17 protein-coding genes are annotated in these 20,122 nt (G+C 60.1%); 10 read left to right on the top strand and 7 right to left on the bottom strand.

Features of this window, described 5'->3' with window-relative positions; all coding sequences use genetic code 11:
- The first annotated feature begins 13 nt into the window (after positions 1-13).
- From ACLBW8_RS20305 to bfr, 4 genes are all read left to right on the top strand, one after another.
- Entirely contained in the window at positions 14-1,015 is a 1,002-nt protein-coding gene (locus ACLBW8_RS20305; RefSeq protein ID WP_003176403.1) for a DNA-directed RNA polymerase subunit alpha, read from the top strand.
- A 41-nt stretch (positions 1,016-1,056) separates the two neighbouring features.
- Positions 1,057-1,443: a 50S ribosomal protein L17 gene (rplQ, locus tag ACLBW8_RS20300; protein ID WP_007918448.1), complete on the top strand. Its 387-nt coding sequence runs from the start codon at positions 1,057-1,059 to the stop codon at positions 1,441-1,443.
- Between the two features lie 247 nt (positions 1,444-1,690).
- A complete protein-coding gene (locus tag ACLBW8_RS20295; RefSeq protein ID WP_447806180.1) occupies positions 1,691-3,139 on the top strand; it encodes a catalase in 1,449 nt (482 codons plus the stop codon).
- 155 nt (positions 3,140-3,294) lie between these two features.
- Positions 3,295-3,759, top strand: coding sequence for a bacterioferritin (gene bfr / locus ACLBW8_RS20290; protein WP_447806179.1), 465 nt, complete (start codon positions 3,295-3,297; stop codon positions 3,757-3,759).
- A 65-nt stretch (positions 3,760-3,824) separates the two neighbouring features.
- Here the strand turns inward: bfr and uvrA are convergent, their stop codons facing one another.
- The gene (gene uvrA, locus ACLBW8_RS20285; protein WP_259763377.1) at positions 3,825-6,659 is read right to left on the bottom strand and encodes an excinuclease ABC subunit UvrA; all 2,835 of its coding nucleotides are present in this window, start codon (positions 6,657-6,659) and stop codon (positions 3,825-3,827) included.
- Positions 6,660-6,837: 178 nt separating this feature from the next.
- Here uvrA and ACLBW8_RS20280 point away from each other — a divergent pair, with 178 nt between their 5' ends.
- Positions 6,838-8,232: an MFS transporter gene (locus ACLBW8_RS20280; RefSeq protein ID WP_064454352.1), complete on the top strand. Its 1,395-nt coding sequence runs from the start codon at positions 6,838-6,840 to the stop codon at positions 8,230-8,232.
- Between the two features lie 9 nt (positions 8,233-8,241).
- Positions 8,242-8,769: a single-stranded DNA-binding protein gene (locus tag ACLBW8_RS20275; RefSeq protein WP_049711300.1), complete on the top strand. Its 528-nt coding sequence runs from the start codon at positions 8,242-8,244 to the stop codon at positions 8,767-8,769.
- A 66-nt stretch (positions 8,770-8,835) separates the two neighbouring features.
- Here the strand turns inward: ACLBW8_RS20275 and ACLBW8_RS20270 are convergent, their stop codons facing one another.
- The gene (locus ACLBW8_RS20270) at positions 8,836-9,744 is read right to left on the bottom strand and encodes a LysR family transcriptional regulator (RefSeq protein WP_064454351.1); all 909 of its coding nucleotides are present in this window, start codon (positions 9,742-9,744) and stop codon (positions 8,836-8,838) included.
- 101 nt (positions 9,745-9,845) lie between these two features.
- On the opposite strand from ACLBW8_RS20270, the gene tam reads away from it, so the two are divergent.
- Entirely contained in the window at positions 9,846-10,607 is a 762-nt protein-coding gene (gene tam, locus ACLBW8_RS20265; RefSeq protein ID WP_447806178.1) for a trans-aconitate 2-methyltransferase, read from the top strand.
- A 21-nt stretch (positions 10,608-10,628) separates the two neighbouring features.
- On the opposite strand, the gene ACLBW8_RS20260 is transcribed toward tam, so the two are convergent.
- The gene (locus tag ACLBW8_RS20260; RefSeq protein WP_064454349.1) at positions 10,629-11,192 is read right to left on the bottom strand and encodes a cysteine hydrolase family protein; all 564 of its coding nucleotides are present in this window, start codon (positions 11,190-11,192) and stop codon (positions 10,629-10,631) included.
- Between the two features lie 243 nt (positions 11,193-11,435).
- Here ACLBW8_RS20260 and ACLBW8_RS20255 point away from each other — a divergent pair, with 243 nt between their 5' ends.
- Both ACLBW8_RS20255 and ACLBW8_RS20250 read left to right on the top strand, forming a co-directional pair.
- Positions 11,436-12,545 carry a DUF3182 family protein gene (locus ACLBW8_RS20255; protein WP_447806177.1) on the top strand — a complete coding sequence of 370 codons (1,110 nt, stop codon included), beginning with the start codon at positions 11,436-11,438 and terminating at the stop codon, positions 12,543-12,545.
- Entirely contained in the window at positions 12,535-13,290 is a 756-nt protein-coding gene (locus ACLBW8_RS20250; protein WP_064454347.1) for an alpha/beta hydrolase family protein, read from the top strand. Before ACLBW8_RS20255 ends, ACLBW8_RS20250 begins: the two co-directional genes overlap by 11 nt.
- A 123-nt stretch (positions 13,291-13,413) precedes the next feature.
- Here ACLBW8_RS20250 and ACLBW8_RS20245 read toward each other — a convergent pair whose 3' ends face one another.
- The 4 genes from ACLBW8_RS20245 to ACLBW8_RS20230 all read right to left on the bottom strand — a co-directional run bounded on the left by ACLBW8_RS20245 (position 13,414) and on the right by ACLBW8_RS20230 (position 17,709).
- On the bottom strand, positions 13,414-14,370 hold the full coding sequence (locus ACLBW8_RS20245; protein WP_447806176.1) for a lysylphosphatidylglycerol synthase domain-containing protein: 957 nt from the start codon (positions 14,368-14,370) through the stop codon (positions 13,414-13,416).
- A complete protein-coding gene (clsB, locus tag ACLBW8_RS20240; protein ID WP_447806175.1) occupies positions 14,360-15,622 on the bottom strand; it encodes a cardiolipin synthase ClsB in 1,263 nt (420 codons plus the stop codon). The genes ACLBW8_RS20245 and clsB overlap by 11 nt, the downstream gene beginning before the upstream one ends.
- On the bottom strand, positions 15,619-16,398 hold the full coding sequence (locus ACLBW8_RS20235) for an endonuclease/exonuclease/phosphatase family protein (protein ID WP_447806174.1): 780 nt from the start codon (positions 16,396-16,398) through the stop codon (positions 15,619-15,621). The genes clsB and ACLBW8_RS20235 overlap by 4 nt, the downstream gene beginning before the upstream one ends.
- 108 nt (positions 16,399-16,506) lie before the next feature.
- Positions 16,507-17,709, bottom strand: coding sequence for an MFS transporter (locus ACLBW8_RS20230; protein ID WP_447806173.1), 1,203 nt, complete (start codon positions 17,707-17,709; stop codon positions 16,507-16,509).
- Between the two features lie 177 nt (positions 17,710-17,886).
- On the opposite strand from ACLBW8_RS20230, the gene ACLBW8_RS20225 reads away from it, so the two are divergent.
- On the top strand, positions 17,887-20,007 hold the full coding sequence (locus ACLBW8_RS20225) for a mechanosensitive ion channel family protein (RefSeq protein WP_221295739.1): 2,121 nt from the start codon (positions 17,887-17,889) through the stop codon (positions 20,005-20,007).
- Positions 20,008-20,122 lie beyond the last annotated feature (115 nt).

Here is a 20,122-nt window from a genome sequence, read left to right as displayed (position 1 = left end):
AATAGGTGCATCCATGCAGATTTCGGTAAATGAGTTCCTGACACCCCGCCACATTGATGTGCAGGTTGTCAGTCCAACCCGCGCCAAGATCACTCTCGAGCCTCTCGAGCGTGGTTTTGGCCACACCCTGGGCAACGCGCTGCGCCGCATCCTGTTGTCCTCAATGCCCGGCTGTGCAGTAGTCGAGGCCGAGATTGACGGTGTGCTCCACGAGTACAGCGCCATCGAAGGTGTACAGGAAGACGTAATTGAAATCCTGTTGAACCTTAAAGGTCTGGCTATCAAGCTGCACGGCCGTGACGAAGTTACGCTGACCTTGTCGAAGAAGGGTTCGGGGGTGGTTACCGCTGCCGATATTCAGCTGGATCATGATGTCGAGATCGTTAACCCCGATCACGTAATCGCTAACCTGGCGTCTAACGGCGCCCTGAACATGAAGCTCACTGTAGCTCGTGGTCGTGGTTATGAACCGGCCGACTCGCGTCAGAGCGATGAAGACGAAAGCCGCAGCATTGGTCGCTTGCAGCTTGACTCTTCGTTCAGCCCGGTTCGCCGTATCGCATACGTGGTGGAAAACGCCCGTGTCGAGCAGCGTACTAACCTGGACAAGCTGGTTATTGATCTGGAAACCAACGGTACTCTGGATCCTGAAGAGGCTATTCGCCGCGCTGCAACCATTCTGCAACAGCAGTTGGCTGCGTTCGTCGACCTCAAAGGTGACAGCGAACCAGTGGTAATCGAGCAGGAAGACGAGATCGATCCGATCCTGCTTCGCCCGGTTGACGATCTGGAACTGACTGTACGTTCGGCTAACTGCCTTAAGGCGGAAAACATTTACTACATCGGTGACCTGATTCAGCGTACCGAAGTAGAACTGTTGAAGACTCCGAACCTGGGCAAGAAATCCTTGACTGAAATCAAGGACGTTCTGGCCTCCCGCGGTCTGTCCCTCGGCATGCGCCTCGACAACTGGCCGCCTGCAAGTCTTAAGAAGGACGACAAGGCGACTGCCTGATCGTCGTAATCACCGAACGTGAGTTTGGTAAGGAATGAACCATGCGTCATCGTAAAAGTGGTCGTCACCTGAGCCGTACCAGCTCGCACCGCAAGGCCATGTTCCAAAACATGGCGGTGTCGCTGTTCGAGCACGAGCTGATCAAAACTACACTGCCGAAAGCTAAAGAACTGCGTCGCGTTGCTGAGCCGCTGATCACTTTGGCCAAGACAGACAGCCTGGCTAACCGCCGTCTGGCTTTCGACCGTACTCGTTCGAAAGCTATCGTTGGTAAGCTCTTCAACGACCTGGGCAAGCGTTATGCTACCCGTGAGGGTGGCTACCTGCGCATCCTCAAGTGCGGTTTCCGCACTGGCGACAACGCGCCTATGGCGTACGTCGAGTTGGTTGATCGTGCTACTGCCGGCGAAGCTGTAAGCGCCGAGTAAGACGACAGTCTGCAACGAAGAACCGGGCCTAGTGCCCGGTTTTTTGTGCGCGTAATAAAAGCCGTCTATATTCCTCACGTCGCTGCCGGTGCTCTTGCACATCCAAAGCTACTTGCCAGGACGGTTCGTTAGTTATTTTCTATCAAAGTCCATGATTTAATGCATTTGATGGTGTCATCTTGATGGTCAATACTCCCTCCAAGCCGATTAGCCGGCAGTTCCTAGCCTGACCTGAGGAAGATTGAGCATGAGCCAGAACAAAATCCTGACCACCGCCAGCGGTGCGCCTGTCGCCGATAACCAGAACTCCCGCACTGCCGGTCCTCGTGGGCCCTTGTTGCTCGACGATTTCCATCTGATCGAAAAGCTTGCGCATTTCAACCGTGAAAACATTCCCGAGCGCCGTGTGCACGCCAAAGGCTCAGGTGCTTACGGCACGTTCACTGTGTCCCGTGACATTACTCAGTACACCAGCGCTAAGCTGTTCGAGACCGTCGGGAAACAAACACCGACCTTCCTGCGATTCTCTACGGTAGGTGGCGAGCGCGGTTCGGCTGACACCGAGCGCGATCCACGCGGTTTTGCCTTGAAGTTCTACACTGACGAAGGGAACTGGGACATCGTGGGTAACAACACGCCAGTATTCTTCATCCGCGACCCGCTGAAGTTTCCGGACTTTATCCACACCCAAAAGCGCCTGCCGCAAAGCAACCTGAAAAGTGCGCAGATGATGTGGGACTTCTGGTCGCACTCTCCAGAAGCACTGCACCAGGTCACCATCCTGTTTTCGGATCGGGGCATTCCTGACGGCTACCGTCACATGCACGGCTTCGGCAGTCACACGTACAGCCTGATCAACGCCCGTGGCGAACGTCATTGGGTCAAGTGGCACTACAAGACCAAGCAAGGGATCAAGAACCTGGCGCCTGCTGAAGCTGCACGCCTGGCTGGTACAGACCCTGATTACGCGCAGCGTGACTTGTTTGGTGCGATCGAGCGTGGCGACTTCCCGAAATGGAGTGTCAACATCCAGGTCATGACCGAAGCGCAAGCCAACGCTCATTACGAGAACCCCTTTGACGTGACCAAAACATGGTCGCAGAAAGAATTCCCGTTGATCGAAGTCGGCGAGCTGGAGCTCAACCGTAACCCGCAGAATTACTTCGCTGAAGTTGAACAAGCCGCCTTTGGCCCAAGCAACATGGTTCCGGGTGTGGGGCTGTCGCCGGACCGCATGCTGCAAGGTCGCGTATTCGCTTACGCGGATGCGCACCGCTACCGTGTTGGCACCAACCACCAGCAATTGCCGGTGAATGCCCCGCGCAGCCCGGTGAACAGCTACCAGCGTGATGGTTCGATGGCCTTCGGCAGTAACGGCGGCGCAACGCCTAACTATGAGCCAAACAGCTACGCTGATGCGCCCAAGCAAGCGCCACAATACGCAGAGCCTGCTCTGGCGTTGACCGGTGCAGCTGATCGCTACGATCATCGCGAAGATACCGACTACTACAGCCACGCGGGTGCGCTGTTCCGCTTGATGGATGCCGGGCAGAAAGCCCTGCTGATCAGCAACATTGCCGGCGCTATGGCCGGGGTCAGCAGCGATGTGGTTCAGCGCCAGCTGCAGCACTTCTTCAAAGCTGACGCTGATTACGGACAAGGCATTGCAAATGCGCTGGGTGTATCGCTTAACTGACTCTAAACGATAAGCAGAACCGCCCTCATTTGGGCGGTTTTTGCGTTATTTCAGCTACTTTTCTGCGGAAATCATCACTTTTCTGCCGTTAGTCCCGTGACCTCCGAGTCATCATGGTTCAAACTACAGACTTTCAAGCAGGGAGATGTAGGGCGATGCAAGGTCACCCCGACGTAATCGATTACCTCAACACGTTGCTGACGGGCGAACTGGCAGCTCGTGACCAATATTTTATCCATTCTCGCATGTACGAAGACTGGGGCTTTACCGAGCTCTACGAGCGTATCAACCACGAAATGGAAGAAGAGGCGCAGCACGCCGACGCACTGATGCGCCGCATCCTCATGCTCGAAGGCACGCCGCGTATGCGTCCAGACGACCTGGATGTGGGCACCACGGTGCCTGACATGCTCGCCGCTGACCTTCGCCTCGAGTACAAGGTGCGTGCCGCGCTCTGCAAGGGCATCGAACTCTGCGAGCAGTACAACGACTATGTCACCCGCGAGATTCTGCGGGTGCAGTTGAATGACACCGAAGAAGATCACACCTACTGGCTGGAAAAGCAGTTGGGCCTGATCAAGCTGGTCGGCCTGGAAAATTACCTGCAATCGCAGTTCTGATTCCCGGCTACAAAAAAGCCCCTGTCACCGCAACGTGACAGGGGCTTTTTCATACGCCTGATAAATCAGGCTTTGTCGCGCGCCAATAGCGGCTTCAAGTAGTAACCGGTATGTGACTGCGGCATCTCCGAGACCTGTTCCGGCGTACCCACCGCGATGATCTGGCCACCCTTGGAGCCGCCTTCCGGCCCCAGGTCCACCAGCCAGTCGGCGGTCTTGATCACATCAAGGTTGTGCTCGATCACCACCACTGTGTTGCCGTGGTCACGCAAGCGGTGCAGAACATCCAGCAATTGCTGAATATCGGCAAAGTGCAGGCCCGTAGTCGGCTCATCGAGGATGTACAGCGTCTTGCCCGTATCGCGCTTGGACAGCTCGCGAGACAGCTTCACCCGCTGCGCCTCGCCGCCGGACAACGTGGTCGCCGACTGCCCCAGCTTGATGTACGAAAGGCCCACATCCATCAAGGTCTGCAGCTTGCGCGCCAACGCAGGTACCGCGTCGAAGAACACCCGCGCTTCCTCGATGGTCATCTCCAGGGTTTCGTGGATGTTTTTACCCTTGTATTTGATCTCCAGGGTTTCGCGGTTGTAGCGCTTGCTCTTGCACACATCGCACGGCACGTAGATGTCCGGCAGGAAGTGCATCTCAACCTTGATCAGGCCATCGCCCTGGCACGCCTCGCAGCGCCCGCCCTTGACGTTGAACGAGAACCGGCCCGGCCCGTAACCGCGTGAGCGAGACTCCGGCACGCCCGCAAACAGTTCACGTATCGGCGTGAACAACCCGGTATAGGTCGCCGGGTTGGAACGCGGTGTGCGGCCAATCGGGCTTTGGTCGATATCGACCACTTTGTCCAAGTGCTCCAAACCTTTGATGCTGTCGTGTGCCGCGGCCTCCAGCGTGGTGGCGCCGTTCAGGGCGGTGGCACTCAGCGGGAACAGCGTGTTGTTGATGAGCGTCGACTTGCCGGAGCCGGAAACGCCGGTCACGCAGGTCAGCAGGCCGAGAGGTATTTCCAGGTCCACATTGCGCAGGTTGTTGCCGCGCGCGCCCTTGAGGTGCAACGCCATCTTTTTGTTACGCGGCGTGCGCTTGGCGGGCACTTCGATCTTCACTCGACCGGACAGGTATTTGCCCGTCAGCGAATCCGGGTGAGCCATGACTTCGGCAGGTGTGCCTTCGGCGACTATGTGCCCACCGTGCACGCCCGCACCCGGGCCAATGTCGACCACATAATCCGCCAGGCGAATCGCGTCTTCATCGTGCTCGACCACGATCACGGTGTTACCGATATCCCGCAGGTGTTTAAGCGTTCCCAGGAGGCGGTCATTGTCCCGCTGATGCAAGCCAATCGACGGTTCATCAAGGATGTACAACACGCCAACAAGGCCGGCACCAATCTGGCTGGCCAACCGAATTCGCTGGGCTTCACCGCCAGACAGCGTGTCGGCGCTGCGATCCAGCGACAGATAATCCAGGCCGACGTTAACCAGGAACTGCAAGCGCTCGCGGATTTCCTTGAGGATCTTGTCAGCAATTTCCCCGCGCCGGCCGGTCAGCTTGAGCACGCCGAAATATTCACAGGCATCGCCAATTGGCAGGTTTGTCACCGCTGGCAACGTCTTCTCACCCACCCACACATGGCGCGCCTCGCGGCGCAGGCGAGTGCCCCGGCAGTCCGGGCACGGTTGGGTGCTGAGGAATTTCGCCAGCTCTTCGCGCACGCTCGCCGATTCGGTCTCACGGTAGCGCCGCTCCAGGTTCGGCACGATGCCCTCGAACGGGTGCGAGCGTTTGACGATATCGCCACGGTCGTTCAGGTACTTGAAGTCGACGTTCTGCGAACCACTGCCGTGCAGGATAACTTTCTGCTGCTCTGCCGGCAGTTGGTTGAACGGCACTTCCAGGCTGAACTTATAGTGGGATGCCAACGACCCGAGCATCTGGAAGTAATAGACGTTACGCCTGTCCCAGCCGCGTATCGCGCCCTCCGCCAACGTCAGGTCACCATTGACCAGGCGCTTGATGTCGAAGAACTGCTTTACCCCAAGGCCATCACACGTCGGGCAGGCGCCTGCCGGGTTATTGAAGGAAAACAGCTTGGGTTCCAGCTCGCTGATGGCATGCCCGCAGATCGGGCAGGCAAAACGTGCGGAGAAGATGATTTCTTCACCCGGCTCGTCATCCATCGGCGCAACCAGCGCAATGCCATCCGCCAGCTTCAGCGCGGTTTCGAACGATTCCGCCAAACGCTGCTGCAAGTCGGCACGCACCTTGAAGCGGTCGACCACGACATCAATGGAATGCTTCTTCTGCTTGTCGAGCTTTGGCGCTTCATCCAGCTCATAGAGCTTGCCGTTGATGCGCGCACGCACGAAACCCTGGGCGCGCAGCTCTTCGAAGACCGAAAGGTGTTCGCCCTTGCGCTCACGAATGACCGGCGCCAGCAGCATCAGCTTGGCGCCCTCAGGCTGGGCCAGCACCAGGTCGACCATTTGGCTGACGGTCTGGGCTTCCAGAGGAATATCGTGGTCCGGGCAGCGCGGAATACCCACGCGCGCGTACAGCAGGCGCAGGTAGTCGTAAATTTCGGTAATGGTGCCCACGGTGGAGCGCGGGTTATGGGAGGTCGACTTTTGCTCGATGGAAATCGCCGGCGACAAACCTTCAATGGTGTCGACGTCAGGCTTTTCCATCATCGACAGGAATTGCCGGGCATAGGCTGACAGCGACTCTACATAGCGACGCTGACCTTCGGCATACAGCGTGTCGAACGCCAGGGACGATTTGCCGGACCCGGACAAGCCGGTGATGACGATCAGTTTGTCCCGGGGCAGGGTCAGGTCGATGTTCTTCAGGTTGTGGGTTCTAGCCCCACGAATCAGGATCTTGTCCAAGATGGCCTCGCACGGCGGGCGTAAATAATGCAGGAGTATACGGCTAAAGACTGGATGAATATACACTGTCAAAGTGCCGGGTGCAGCCTTACATGAAAGCTGCGCGGCAAAGCGCCGCATATACCCTCTCTATCGATGGGACTGGTAGAATCGCCGCCGGTTCACACGAGGTTTTTCCATGCACGATCCCCACAGCGAACGCATGAGTAGCGGCGAGACCCGAGCAGCAAGCGGTCTGGCCCTGGTGTTCGCCTTCCGTATGCTTGGCATGTTTATGGTGTTGCCGGTGCTGGCGACCTATGGAATGGATCTCGCAGGCGCGACCCCCGCCCTGATCGGCCTGGCGATTGGCGCCTATGGCCTGACCCAGGCACTTTTTCAGATTCCGTTCGGGATCATTTCCGATCGTATCGGCCGGCGGCCGGTGATTTACCTGGGGCTGATCGTGTTCGCCCTCGGCAGTGTGCTCGCGGCTCAGTCAGACTCGATCTGGGGCGTGATTGCCGGGCGCGTCCTGCAAGGCGCCGGCGCGATTTCCGCCGCCGTCATGGCCCTGCTCTCGGACCTGACCCGCGAACAACACCGTACCAAGGCCATGGCCATGATCGGCATGACCATCGGCCTGTCGTTCGCAGTGGCCATGGTCGTCGGCCCGTTGCTGACACGTGCCTTTGGTTTGCACGGGCTGTTCCTCGCCACCGGCGGTATGGCGCTGTTCGGGATCGTGATCGTAGCGTTTATGGTGCCGCGCTCCACCGGCACGCTGCAGCACCGCGAATCCGGCGTCGCACGCAAGGCGTTACTGCCGACGCTCAAGCACCCGGACCTGCTGCGCCTGGATTTAGGTATCTTCGTATTGCACGCGATGCTGATGTGCAGCTTCGTCGCGCTGCCCCTGGCACTGGTCGAAAAAGCCGGCCTGCCCAAGGAACAGCACTGGTGGGTCTACCTGACCGCCTTGTTGATTTCGTTCTTCGCCATGATCCCGTTCATCATCTACGGCGAGAAGAAACGCAAAATGAAACGAGTTTTGCTCGGCGCCGTCGCGACGCTGATGCTCACTGAGCTATTCTTCTGGGAGTACGGCGACAGCCTGCGGGCGCTGGTAATCGGCACGGTGGTGTTCTTCACCGCGTTCAACCTGCTCGAGGCTTCGTTGCCTTCGCTGATCAGTAAAGTTTCACCGGCTGGCGGCAAGGGCACGGCGATGGGGGTGTATTCCACCAGCCAGTTCCTCGGTTCGGCGCTGGGCGGCATCATGGGTGGCTGGATGTTCCAGCATGGCGGTTTGTCGGTTGTGTTCCTCGGATGCGCCGGGCTGGCTGCACTTTGGCTGGCCTTTGCTGTTACCATGCGCGAACCTCCGTACGTCACAAGCCTGCGCCTGCCGCTGTCGCCCGAAGCAATTCGTGAAGCTGGCCTGGTAGAGCGCCTGAAGGCCGTCGTCGGGGTAACAGATGCAGTGGTGGTCGCTGAAGAGGCGGCCATTTACATCAAATTGGACACCGAATTATTGGATCGCGCGACGCTCGAGCAACTGGTCAACCCAGTGCCGACAGCGCGCCCAGCTTAGGAGAACGTTATGGCCCGTGGGGTTAACAAAGTCATATTGGTCGGTACATGCGGCCAGGATCCCGAGGTTCGCTACTTGCCTAACGGTAATGCCGTGACCAACCTGAGTCTGGCGACCAGCGAACAGTGGACCGACAAGCAGACCGGCCAGAAGGTCGAGAAGACCGAATGGCACCGCGTGTCGATGTTCGGCAAGGTGGCAGAGATCGCCGGTGAATACCTGCGCAAAGGTTCGCAGGTCTACATCGAAGGCAAACTGCAAACCCGCGAGTGGGAAAAAGACGGCATCAAGCGTTACACCACCGAAATCGTGGTCGACATGCAAGGCACCATGCAACTGCTGGGCGGCCGTCCACAGCAGGGCGAGCAACAAGGCGGGGGCAACAACTACCAGCAGTCCGCTCCGGCCCCACGCCAGCAGGCTCCGCGCCCGCAGCAGTCGGCACCGCAACAATCGCGTCAGGCGCCGCCTCCACAACAGGCCGCTCCACAGCCTGCTCCGGATTTCGACAGCTTTGATGACGATATCCCGTTCTAAGGTCTCAGACCCGGAACGCGCAAAACCCCCGAAGGCCAAGCCTCGGGGGTTTTTTATTGCCCGTGATCAAGCCTCCCGCGCAGCCGCTGTCACCACCATCTCCTTGAACCGCTGCAAAACCGCCGAGCCGTCACCGATGCGCGTCGCCAAATGCAACGGCGCCACCAGGCTCTGGCACTCCGTGAGCTCGCGATAAACAATGCCGTCGCCGCGCAACCGTTGCATCGATGCCGGCACGATGGACACGCCAAGGCCCGCCGCCACCAGGCTCAGCGTCGCGGTCATGCGCGGTGCTTCCTGGACCACCTGCGGGCTGAACCCGGCTTCACGGCAGGCCACCAGAATTGCGTCATACAAACCCAGCCCTACGCGGCGGCGGTAAAGCACAAACGCTTCGGTCGCCAGGGCGGCCAAGGGCAGGGGGGATTGAGCGTCGAGTGCCAGCGGATGATCAGTCGGCAGCGCCAGCAACATGGGTTCCACCAGAATCGGTTCGTCCTGCAGCGACTGAGTGCCACTGAGCGGTGAGCGGATGAACGCAGCATCGAGCTTTTCATGTACCAGCGCGTCCAACAGCTCACCGGTGCCCGCTTCTTCCAGCACCACCGAGACGCCGACAAAGGTTTCGCGAAACAGCCGCAACACACTGGGGACAAACGGGTGCAATGCCGCCGAGCTGGTAAACCCAATAGCCAGCCGACCCCGTTCACCCCGAGCGGCGCGACGAACCACATCGGCTACACCGTCGGCACGCGCCAGGAGTGCTCGCGCTTCATCCAGCAACGCCAATCCGGCCGTGGTAGGGCGCACACCTCTGGGCAAACGCTCCATCAATACGACGCCGAGTTCGGCTTCCAGGCTTTGCAGCATGCGCGTCAGCGGGGGTTGTTGCATCCCCAGACGTTCCGCGGCGCGGGTGATATAGCCTTCCTCGGCAATCGCCACGAAGGCTTTAAGCTGGCGAAGTTCCAACATAGGGATACTTCCAAGGTATGGGAGGTCGCCAATCCTGGCATTTGTTCTCATGGCTCACAAGATTTAGGCTGTCGCCAACCTCAAAAAGAAGGAATGCCGCGATGACCTGGTCAGCCAAGCAGTACACGATGTTTGAACAACAACGTACCCGTCCGGTCCGTGACCTGGTCGCGGCTATTCCTACTGCCGACGTGCGCACCGCCGTCGACCTGGGCTGCGGCCCTGGCAATTCCACCGAAGTATTGGCCGAGCGCTTTCCAAAGGCACACGTCACCGGCATGGACAGCTCCGACGATATGCTGGTTGATGCCCGCAAACGGCTGCCGGCACTGAACTTCGAATTGGCAGATATCGGCGCCTGGAACCCGGGGCAGACATTCGACGTGATTCTGGCCAACGCTTCCCTGCAATGGCTGCCGAACCACACCACGCTCTATCCACACCTGGTCAACCAACTGACGCTTGGCGGCACGCTGGCCGTGCAGACCCCGGATAACCTCGACGAGCCCGCCCACCGACTTGCTCGAGAAGTGGCGGCCGAGGGGCCATGGTCTGCAAAGATCGGCGCGGTTAAACACAATGAGCGGCACACCGCGAGCTACTACTACGAGCTGCTGAGCAAACATTGCAGCACTGTCGACGTGTGGCGCACCACTTACCAGCACCCGCTGGTGGATCACGCGGCCGTGGTGGAGTGGTTCAAGGCTTCGGCATTACGGCCTTTTCTTGCGCCATTGGCCGAGAGCGAAAAAACCGCGTTCCTGCAGGACTACCAGGCGCGGATTACCCAGGCCTACCCAGCCCTGGCCGATGGCACCGTGTTACTGCCATTCCCGCGCCTGTTCATCATCGCGACTCGCTGAAACCCGGCAAACAAGCGGTGGTCACACAGCCGCCGCTTGGCTCTCCAGATACTCATCCGTCGAGAGCACGCTCGCGTAGGCAAAGCCCAGTGACGCCATAAAAGCCCCGTGCACTTGCGCTGCCGGAATCACCTGCCCGTTGAATTCCTGATCCCGCGTAGCGCACGCGTCGTGAATCAACGTGACTTTGTAGCCCAGGTCCGCCGCTGCGCGCACTACGCCGTCGATGCACATATGGCTCATGCTCCCGACCACCACTACTTCGGTGATGGCGCGTTGTTCCAGCACGGCCTGTAGATCGGTCCCGCGGAACGCATTCACGAAGTGTTTAAGCACCACTGGCTCGTTGCCCTCATTCAGCACCTTGGCATGCAGGTGCGCGCCTTCGGAACCCGGCGTGAAGAAAGGTGCGTCCTCGGAGGTGAACTCATGGCGTACATGAATCACTGCATTCCCCGCCTGACGAAACGCCTGCAGCACCTGCGCAGCCTTGTCCGCCGCGGCTTCTACGCCGTCGAGCGGCCACTTGCCCTGGGGGAAGTAGTCGTTTTGTATGTCGATGAGGATGAGCGCTTGCTTGGCCATAAGGGGTTCTCGTGATGGGTGGACAGGCCCAGTATCTTAGCTGGCGCCGGGAAAGAGGAGCGGCTGAGTCGTGCAGAACGCCGCATGTTTAGCGCGACGTCGTGCAGAATCAGGCAGGCCTACTGCCATTACTTTTTCAGTAACTGATTGATTTAACAACCATCCTGTTCTGCCTTGCCTTGCCTTGGCTTGATCCCTGCAACCCTCTCTGCACACACATGGCAGGATGGCCAAGGAGGACGCATGACCCCGACTCAACGGAAAAAAACGGTGGTCGCTCACTCCACGAGAGCAGGTGCGCCGCAGCATGAAGTCGACACCAACCGCGCCCTGGCGCGTTGGCTGGCGCAGATACTCGGCCTCAAATTCGGCGGCAGCTATGACCCACACCTCCATGGCGGCCGTGACCTGTATCTGTTGCCCACGCAAACCCTGATCGGCTCGGCCCAAGCGCTCCAGCTCAACGTTAAAGGGCCGCAAGACCTGTGGGGCGGCTATGTCGATCACGATTTCATCTGCACCAAAGCCATTACTCATGGCCTGTTAAGCCCGGATGCCACGGCGCCCGAGGGTTGGTCGCCATTGTTCGGCGAGCGCGTGCGCAACGTCGTGCTTGATGGCTTCAGCGTTTTTGCGCTGCCCGATGCGCTGCCCGCTGCCAGGCGCTTGCTCAGCAGTGGGCCGATCCGCCTGAAGCCTGTGCATGCCTGCGCCGGACGCGGTCAGGAAGTTATCCACAGTCTCGACGCATTCGAGGCCCTGCTGGCGCGGCCCGATTCGGCGCAACTGTTCAGTGAAGGCGTGGTGCTGGAGCAAGACCTGCACGACGTGGTCACTCATAGCGTGGGCCAAAGTTTTATCGGCGATCACGTGTTCAGCTACTGCGGCGAGCAATACCTCACTCAGGACGGGCAGGGCGAAGACGTCTACGGCGGCTCCGACTTACTGGTGGTTCCCGGTGCTTACGAAGACCTGCTAAAGCTCGACCTGCCCGACGGCGTGCGCGAGGCCATCGAACAGGCCCGGATTTTCGACAGCGCCGCCGACGAGGCCTACCCTGGTTTCTACGCGTCGCGACGCAACTACGACATTGCCCAAGGCCTGGACAGTGAAGGCCAACGCTGCAGCGGCGTGCTTGAACAATCCTGGCGCATAGGCGGGGCCAGCAGCGCGGAGGTCGCGGCGCTGCAAAGCTTCATCAATAACCCCGGCCTGCGGGCGATTCGTGTTTCATCGGTGGAAACCTACGTGGACCAAGCGTTGCCAGCGGATGCCATTGAGGTGTACCGCGGCCCGGCCGAAAACAGCGACTTTCTTCTCAAGTATGTGACGGTTAAATCTTATGACGGCTAGAAGCGAAAGCATTGCGATCGATATCGACGACGAACAGATGAGCGGCACATTCCTGACCCCAAAATCGAAGGTGCCAGGCGTGCTGTTTGTGCACGGCTGGGGCGGCAGCCAGGAGCGCGACCTTGCGCGGGCCAAAGGCATCGCCGGTTTGGGGTGTGTGTGCCTGACGTTCGACCTGCGCGGCCATGCGGGCACCGGTATTCCGTTGTCCCGCGTCACTCGCGAAGACAACCTGCGCGACCTGTTGGCTGCGTACGACCGGTTGCTGTCACACCCGGCCATCGACACCTCGGCCGTGGCGGTGGTGGGCACCAGTTATGGTGGCTACCTGGCGGCGATTCTCACCTCATTGCGCCCGGTGCGTTGGCTGGCGCTGCGGGTGCCGGCGCTTTACCGTGACCAGGAATGGCTCAAGCCCAAGCGCGAATTGGATAAAGCCGACCTGATGGACTACCGCAGCACACGGGTGCAGGCCGAAACCAACCGCGCCCTGCATGCCTGTGCGCAATTCACCGGCGATGTGCTGATTGTCGAATCGCAAACCGATGACCATGTGCCTCACGCCACCATCATGAGCTATCGCGCGGCATGCCAGCAGACCCACTCCTTGACCCACCGTATCATCGACGGCGCAGACCATTCACTCAGCGATCCGGTGTCGCAGCAGGCCTACACCTCGATCCTGGTCGACTGGATTACCGAGATGGTCGTGGGCGAGCGGTTGAGCATCATCCAGTCCCAATAACGGCGGCGCTTTGGGGTAATGCCAGTCAGTTAAGCGCCGCTCCCACATTGGATCTTCGCTGCTTTGAGCATTTCGTTCGCTTAACTGACTGGCATTAGGCGCTTTGGGGCGCCTTCAACACCTTCAAACAGGTGCTTTCTTCACCCGCAACGCTTTGGCTTTGGCTTCGACCGCGAGGTACATCACCAGCGCAATCAGCAGCGGCAAAATAAAGTAGATCGCCCGGTAGGCAATCAACCCCGCAAGCAAACTGCCGCGCGACGCTTCATGCTGCATCAGCGCGATAAACACGGCCTCCAGCACCCCAAGCCCGGCCGGGATATGGGTGATGACACCGGCAATCGCGCTGATCAGCAGTACCCCCAACACCAGCGGATAATCCAACTTGGCCGGCAACAAGGTAAAGATCACCGCCGCCATCAATGACCAATTCAACGCGCCCAACGCCAACTGCAAACACGCCATGCGCAGCGAGGGCAAATTGATCTCGATGCCTTTGATCGACCACGCACGTTTTTTCGAAAAGCGGCAGGCCGCCAGATACCCGAGACTGGCCAGCACCAGCAACACACCAATGCCCTGCAAAGCGCTGGTGCTGACTTTCCAGCCCGGCGGCATCGTCACCCAGCCGCTGCTGAACACCACGCCGGCCAATGCCATGTAACCAAACCAATTGGTCGCCAGGCTCAGCCCAAGAATCTTCGCGATATTGCCGGTGCTCACCCCGAGCCGTGAGTACAGCCGATAACGCATGGCGATCCCGCCGACCCACGCGCTCAGGTTGAGGTTGAACGCATAGCTGATGATCCCCACCGGCAAGATCTGCTTCCAGCGCAATGGCTGGCGAATGTAGGTGCGACCGATCAGGTCGAAGCTGGCGTAGACGAGGAAACTGCACAAGGTCAGCCCACCGGCCATCAACAACGTGCGCAGCTTGAAGTCGCCCAGCGTCTGCACCACCTCGCTCCAGTCGATGCGCCGCGCCAGCAGGGTGAACAGCACGATCAGCAGCAGGAAGAAGGCGATGGTCAGCGGCTTCTTCCAGCGTTTGAATCGCGAGCTGCCGGTGTCAGCGTTCACGGGCCTGACTCTGGAAGGGTTTCAAGCGGGGTTTATGCGCCGGTAGCCAGCCCGTCAGTACAGGGAAATGGCGCATCACATGAAATACCAGGAAACCTACGGTCAATCGCCACAGCCACAGCCGTGGCTTGCGGTTTTCCGGCATGGTCCGGCAATGGTCTTTGGCGAGTATTTCCAAGCGTTCATACAGCTGCTGGTTGAAGGCGCGGTCGCGAATCAGCACGTTGGCTTCCAGGTTCAGCGACAGGCTCAACGGGTCCAGGTTGCTTGAGCCCACGGTGCTCCAATGGTCATCCACCAGCGCGACTTTGCCATGCAGCGGCCGTTGGCAATACTCGTGAATCACCACGCCATCCTTGAGCAGATAGTCGTAGAGCATGCGCGCCGCCAGCTTGGCCAGCAGCACATCAGGTTGGCCCTGCATGATCAGTTGCACCTGCACACCACGGCGCGCGGCGTTGCGAATTTCGCGCAGCAGCCGGTAGCCGGGAAAGAAGTAGGCGTTGGCGATCACCACACGTTGTCGGGCCTTGCTCAGCGCGTGGATATACGCCTCTTCGATGTCGTCGCGGTGCTGCACGTTGTCGCGGTAGATCAGGCGCACCAGGCCGTCGTCGTTATCGGTTGTCCACAGCGCGGGCCGTTGCTGGCGCCGGCGCCAGCCTCGCCGTGTGCGCACCTGGCGACCACTTTGTGCAAGGGCGAAATGGTGCAGGTCGGCCACCGCCGGGCCGGTCAATTGCAACGCATAATCCTGCTTGGCTTCGGGGCCAAAATCCCCGAGGTGGTCGGCAGAAAAGTTGATCCCGCCGATAAACGCCACGGCGGCGTCCACCACCACAATCTTGCGATGCAGGCGGCGAAACCAGTTGGTGCGAAGCCCCAACCTCTTCGGCGCCGGGTCGAACATCTGCACCTCCACACCCGCCTCAGCCAGCTCGCCGAGAAATGCCGGGCTCAGTTCGCCGCAACCAAAACCATCGAGGCTGGCCACCACCTTCACGCCACGTTGCGCGGCCTCTATCAGAATGCCTTGCAACTCATGGCCGACCTTGTCTTCAAACAGAATAAAGGTCTCCAGCAGAATCTCCCGTTGCGCCTTGCGCATGGCGTCGAAGACTGTCGGAAAGTATGCCTCGCCGTTCTCCAGCAGCTCGACCCGGTTGTCGCTCTGCCAGCCGTAATCGAGATCACGCGCTTTCGCTTCATCCGGCGGCTGGTCGGTGGCGATGTGTTCTACCGCGACGTTCATAACTCGATCTCCACTGACAGCGGCACATGGTCCGACAGATGGGACCAAGGCCGGATCGTCAGCACCTTGGGGTTATGGATGTTCACATTGCGCACATAGATGCGATCCAGCGGCAGCAACGGCAGGCGTGCCGGGAAGGTTCGGGCGGGCTTGCCGTGGGCTTCGACGAACACTTCCTTGAGGCCGCTCTGGCTCAGGTCAACCTTCTGGCGCCAGTCGTTGAAATCACCGGCCACGACCAGCGGCGTATCGGCGGGGATCTCGCGGATGCGCTGTTCCAGCAGGCGCAACTGTTGCTGGCGATGCACCTCGCGCAGGCCCAGGTGCATGCAGATCGCATGCACTTCCTGGCCGGTGCCGGGCAAGCGCAGCACACAATGCAGCAGGCCACGGTTTTCGTGGCCGCTTTGCGAAATGTCGAGGTTGTCGTAGCGGATGATCTGGAATTTCGACAGCAGCGCATTGCCATGGTCGCCATGCGGGTAGATCGCGTTGCGACCGTAGGCGAATTGCGGCCAGATGCTGTCGGCGAGGAATTCGTACTGCGGCATGTTCGGCCAGTCACTGTAGTGCTGAGGATGGCGTTCGTGAGTGCCGTGGATTTCCTGCAGGAACACGATATCGGCGCCCACGCTGCGCACGGCTTCACGCAGCTCGGGCAGGATGAAGCGTCGATTCAATGCGGTGAAGCCCTTGTGGATATTGACCGTCAGCACCGTGAAGCGCGTGATGGCGACGCTGGGGGTAATGGGCACCCAGTCGGGAATCGCAGCCATGATTGCTCCTGTGAAAGAGTGGGGGCCTGGCCCCCGTTTAAGGCTGACTGCGATGTTTCGATTAAAGTTTCCACCTTCCTACGGACGGCACGCTTGAGACACGGCGGATCAGTGGCCGGTCATTACGCGGGTCGAGGGCTCGGCATACACCGGTCCCCGTCGGTCAAGGCGACCGCTCCAGGCGGTCAGCGCCAGGGCGACCAACACCACCAGGCCGCCGATCCATGCGGTATGGATCAACCCCATATGCGCCACAATCAGGCCTCCGGCCCACGCGCCCCCGGCGATTCCCAGGTTAAACGCGGCGATGTTCAAGCCCGAGGCCACATCCACCGCCTGCGGCGTGTGATGTTCGGCCTGGCGCACCACGTACACCTGCAGGCCGGGCACATTGCCGAATGCAACCGCGCCCCACACCAATACGGTGGCCAGCGCCAGCCATGGGTTGCTGGCGGTCAGGGTCAGGATGAACAACACCGCCGCGAGCAGCGCAAAGATGATTTTCAACGCGCTGATGGGGCCGCGTTTATCCGCCAGTTTGCCGCCCCAGATATTCCCGGCAGCCACCGAGATGCCATACACCAGCAATACCAGGCTCACAGTGCCGGCGCTGAAGCCTGCGATGTCCTGGAGGATGGGGGCCAGGAAGGTAAACGCGATAAACGAACCGCCGTAGCCGATGGCGGTCATGGCGTACACCAGCAGTAAGCGCGGCTGCTTGAGCACTTGCAGTTGTTGCAGCAGGGACGCGGGTTTGCTGTGGGCGATGGTGTTTGGCACGTAGATCAGGCTGCCGATAAACGCGATCACACCCAGCGCCGAGACGGCGAGGAAGGTTTCACGCCAGCCGAAGTGCTGGCCGATAAACGTGCCCAGCGGCACGCCGGTGACCAGCGCGACGGTCAAGCCGGTAAACATGATCGCGATCGCACTGGCGGCTTTTTCCTTCGGCACCAGGCTGGTGGCGATGGTCGAGCCAATCGAGAAAAACACCCCGTGTGCCAGGCCGGTGACGATCCGCGCCAGTACCAGCGATTCATAGCTGGGTGCCTGCCAGGCCAGCAGGTTGCCGAGGGTGAACAGCACCATCAACGACAGCAGCAGTAACTTACGTGGCACCTTGCCGGTGAGGGCGGTGAGCACCGGCGCGCCGATGGCCACGCCCAGGGCATAGAGGCTGACCAACAGGCCGGCGGACGGCAGGTCAACGCCGAGGTCGGCGCCGATTGTGGGTAACAGGCCAACGATGACGAACTCGGTCGTCCCGATGGCAAAAGCGCTGAGGGTCAGCGCGAGCAACGCAATAGGCATGGCTGCAACTCCGGTGGGTGTAAATCAGGAGCGCAGTGTCTGGGTTTGGCTTAGGCGGAAAAAGACAGCGATCGGCATTTGATATTTGCCCTGGGCGCAAAGGTGCCGAACGGGGGGGAACGATCAAGGCTCAAACCCGTCAGTTCCTTACAGACCCTGCAGATGGAGCCCGGTGTTTTGCTGAATCTAAAAGCTGCATTACTGTTTGGCGCGCTGCTGTTCCTGGGCAATGGCGCGTTGCAAGCCGCAACACCGGCGCCTGCCGCCGCACCGGCCACCGCCGCAGCCCCGGCCAAGCCCGAGCTGTTGGTGGAAGGCGGCCTGCTGGGGGCCATCAGCACCAGCATTGACGACGTGCAGGACAAACTCGACCTCAATCAGAACCTCATTGACGCCTGGCGCTTGCGCGCCGACCGTGCGGCGGATGAAGTGGGGCGCCTGGTCGACCAGACCGCCGAACGTTCGCCGTGGAGCGTGGCAGGTGATTTCCTGTTGCTGTCCGGCGTGTGGGTGGGGGCCTTTGCGGTGTTGACGCTGCTGGGGCGCTTCATCGTGCTGCGCTTGAGTCGGCGGCGTTTCGTCGAGCGGCGCGCGCGTCTGCAAGCGGTGCTTGGGTATGTGCTGCCGTATACGATCCCGGCGCTGATCTGCCTGCCGCTGACCCTCTACGTCAGTCACTTCTTACCCACGTCAGTGGGGCGCGCGCTGGCGCTGTGTTTCGCCTACGCCACCAGCAGCGGCATCTTTTCCACCTCGATGCTGTTGTGCGTCATCGTCATGTTCAACCTCGGCCACAAGCGGCCGGCGGTGCAGATCATTCGCGACTACTGTCCCAAACCCCTGTTCCTGATCGGCTTTCTCGCCGCCCTCAGCGACGCGTTGATCAGCCCGCAAATCGCCCGCCAGCTCGGCGGCAATGTCACCAGCAGCATCGCGGTCTTTACCGGCCTGTTTGCAACGGTGATTTTCGGCGTGCTGGTGGTGCGTCTGCGTCGCCCGGTCGCGCATTTGATCCGCAACCGGCCGTTGGCCCAGCGCCTCAAACACCCGGCGTTGCAGCAATCGCTGCGGGTGTTTTCCGGGCTGTGGTACTGGCCGATTCTGTTGATGGTGCTGGTCTCGGCAATCAACCTGATCGGCGCCGGCGACGACAACCAAAAGGCCCTGCGTTGCGCGCTGTTCACCACGATTCTGCTGATCGGCACGGTGTTCCTCAGTACGGTTTTACAGCACCTGTTCAAGTCCCGCAGCCAGGTGGCGATCCAGCGCAGCAGTGCCTACAAGGAGCGCTTTCTCAGCCTGTTACACGCGATCCTGCGTATTGCGATGGCCATCGCCTTTATCGAACTCCTTGGGCGCATCTGGGGCGTGTCGCTATTCGAATTTGCCCAGCGCAACGCAGTCGGCCGGGCGATCAGCGATTCGCTCAGCAGTATCGGCCTGATCCTGCTGATGACCTGGTTGTTCTGGGTGGTACTCGACACCGCCATCCAGGAGGCGCTCAAGCCACCGGTGAACAAACGCTCCAGCCGCCAGCCGAGCACACGGGTCAAAACCATCCTGCCGCTGCTGCGTAACGCAGTAAAAATTGTGCTGGTGGTGATTTGCGCGATCACCACGATGGCCAACCTCGGCATCAACGTTGCGCCGCTGTTGGCCGGTGCCGGTGTGGTCGGCCTGGCCATCGGTTTCGGCTCCCAGCAACTGGTGCAGGACGTCATCACGGGCCTGTTCATCATCATCGAAGATACGTTGTCCATCGGCGACTGGGTGGTGCTCGACTCCGGCCACGCCGGCACCGTCGAAGGCCTGACCATCCGCACCCTGCGCCTGCGCGACGGCAAGGGGTTCGTGCATTCGGTGCCGTTCGGGCAGATCAAGGCCGTCACCAACCAGTCGCGGCAATTTGCCTATGCGTTCTTCTCGGTGCAGTTCACCTATGACACCGATGTGGACAAAGCCGTGGAACTGATCCGCGAGACCGGGCAATCGATTAGCGATGACGTGTTCCTCAAGTACAACCTGCAAGGGCCGCTGGAAGTCTTTGGCGTGGACAAGATGGACCTCAATGGCGTGGTGCTCACGGCGCAATTCCGAACCGTGTCGGGCGGGCAATATGCCGTGAGTCGCGCGTTTAACCAGCGCCTGAAAAAGCGTGTGGATAACTGCGACGAGGTGCACTTCGCGCAAACTTATCCACAGCAGGTGCTGTTGCCCAAGCGCACGGCGCGGGTGGATGAACCGGATGAAGAGGTGCCGGCGTCGCTGGTGTTGACGGAGCAGCCGCGTACCCAGTAGCTCTGGGACGGCTGGTCGGGCCTCATCGCGGGCAAGCCCGGCTCCCACACTCGACCGAGTACAGGGTTGGAATACGGTCAAAATGTGGGAGCGGGCTTGCTCGCGAAGAGGCCCT

The sequence above is a fragment of the Pseudomonas sp. M5A4_2d genome, assembly GCF_053345295.1.
The sequence above is the reverse complement of the archived record's forward strand: the minus strand, read 5'-3'. Positions and strand labels throughout refer to the sequence as shown.

Excerpts from the sequence above, each read along its gene's own strand:
- ACLBW8_RS20305 (WP_003176403.1), top strand. The coding sequence starts at position 14 with ATGCAGATTTCGGTAAATGAGTTCCTGACACCCCGCCACATTGATGTG.
- ACLBW8_RS20235 (WP_447806174.1), bottom strand. The coding sequence starts at position 16,398 with ATGGCTGCGATTCCCGACTGGGTGCCCATTACCCCCAGCGTCGCCATC.
- bfr (WP_447806179.1), top strand. The coding sequence starts at position 3,295 with ATGCAAGGTCACCCCGACGTAATCGATTACCTCAACACGTTGCTGACG.
- ACLBW8_RS20260 (WP_064454349.1), bottom strand. The coding sequence starts at position 11,192 with ATGGCCAAGCAAGCGCTCATCCTCATCGACATACAAAACGACTACTTC.
- tam (WP_447806178.1), top strand. The coding sequence starts at position 9,846 with ATGACCTGGTCAGCCAAGCAGTACACGATGTTTGAACAACAACGTACC.
- ACLBW8_RS20275 (WP_049711300.1), top strand. The coding sequence starts at position 8,242 with ATGGCCCGTGGGGTTAACAAAGTCATATTGGTCGGTACATGCGGCCAG.
- ACLBW8_RS20230 (WP_447806173.1), bottom strand. The coding sequence starts at position 17,709 with ATGCCTATTGCGTTGCTCGCGCTGACCCTCAGCGCTTTTGCCATCGGG.
- ACLBW8_RS20295 (WP_447806180.1), top strand. The coding sequence starts at position 1,691 with ATGAGCCAGAACAAAATCCTGACCACCGCCAGCGGTGCGCCTGTCGCC.
- ACLBW8_RS20270 (WP_064454351.1), bottom strand. The coding sequence starts at position 9,744 with ATGTTGGAACTTCGCCAGCTTAAAGCCTTCGTGGCGATTGCCGAGGAA.
- clsB (WP_447806175.1), bottom strand. The coding sequence starts at position 15,622 with ATGAACGTCGCGGTAGAACACATCGCCACCGACCAGCCGCCGGATGAA.
- ACLBW8_RS20280 (WP_064454352.1), top strand. The coding sequence starts at position 6,838 with ATGCACGATCCCCACAGCGAACGCATGAGTAGCGGCGAGACCCGAGCA.
- rplQ (WP_007918448.1), top strand. The coding sequence starts at position 1,057 with ATGCGTCATCGTAAAAGTGGTCGTCACCTGAGCCGTACCAGCTCGCAC.
- ACLBW8_RS20255 (WP_447806177.1), top strand. The coding sequence starts at position 11,436 with ATGACCCCGACTCAACGGAAAAAAACGGTGGTCGCTCACTCCACGAGA.
- ACLBW8_RS20250 (WP_064454347.1), top strand. The coding sequence starts at position 12,535 with ATGACGGCTAGAAGCGAAAGCATTGCGATCGATATCGACGACGAACAG.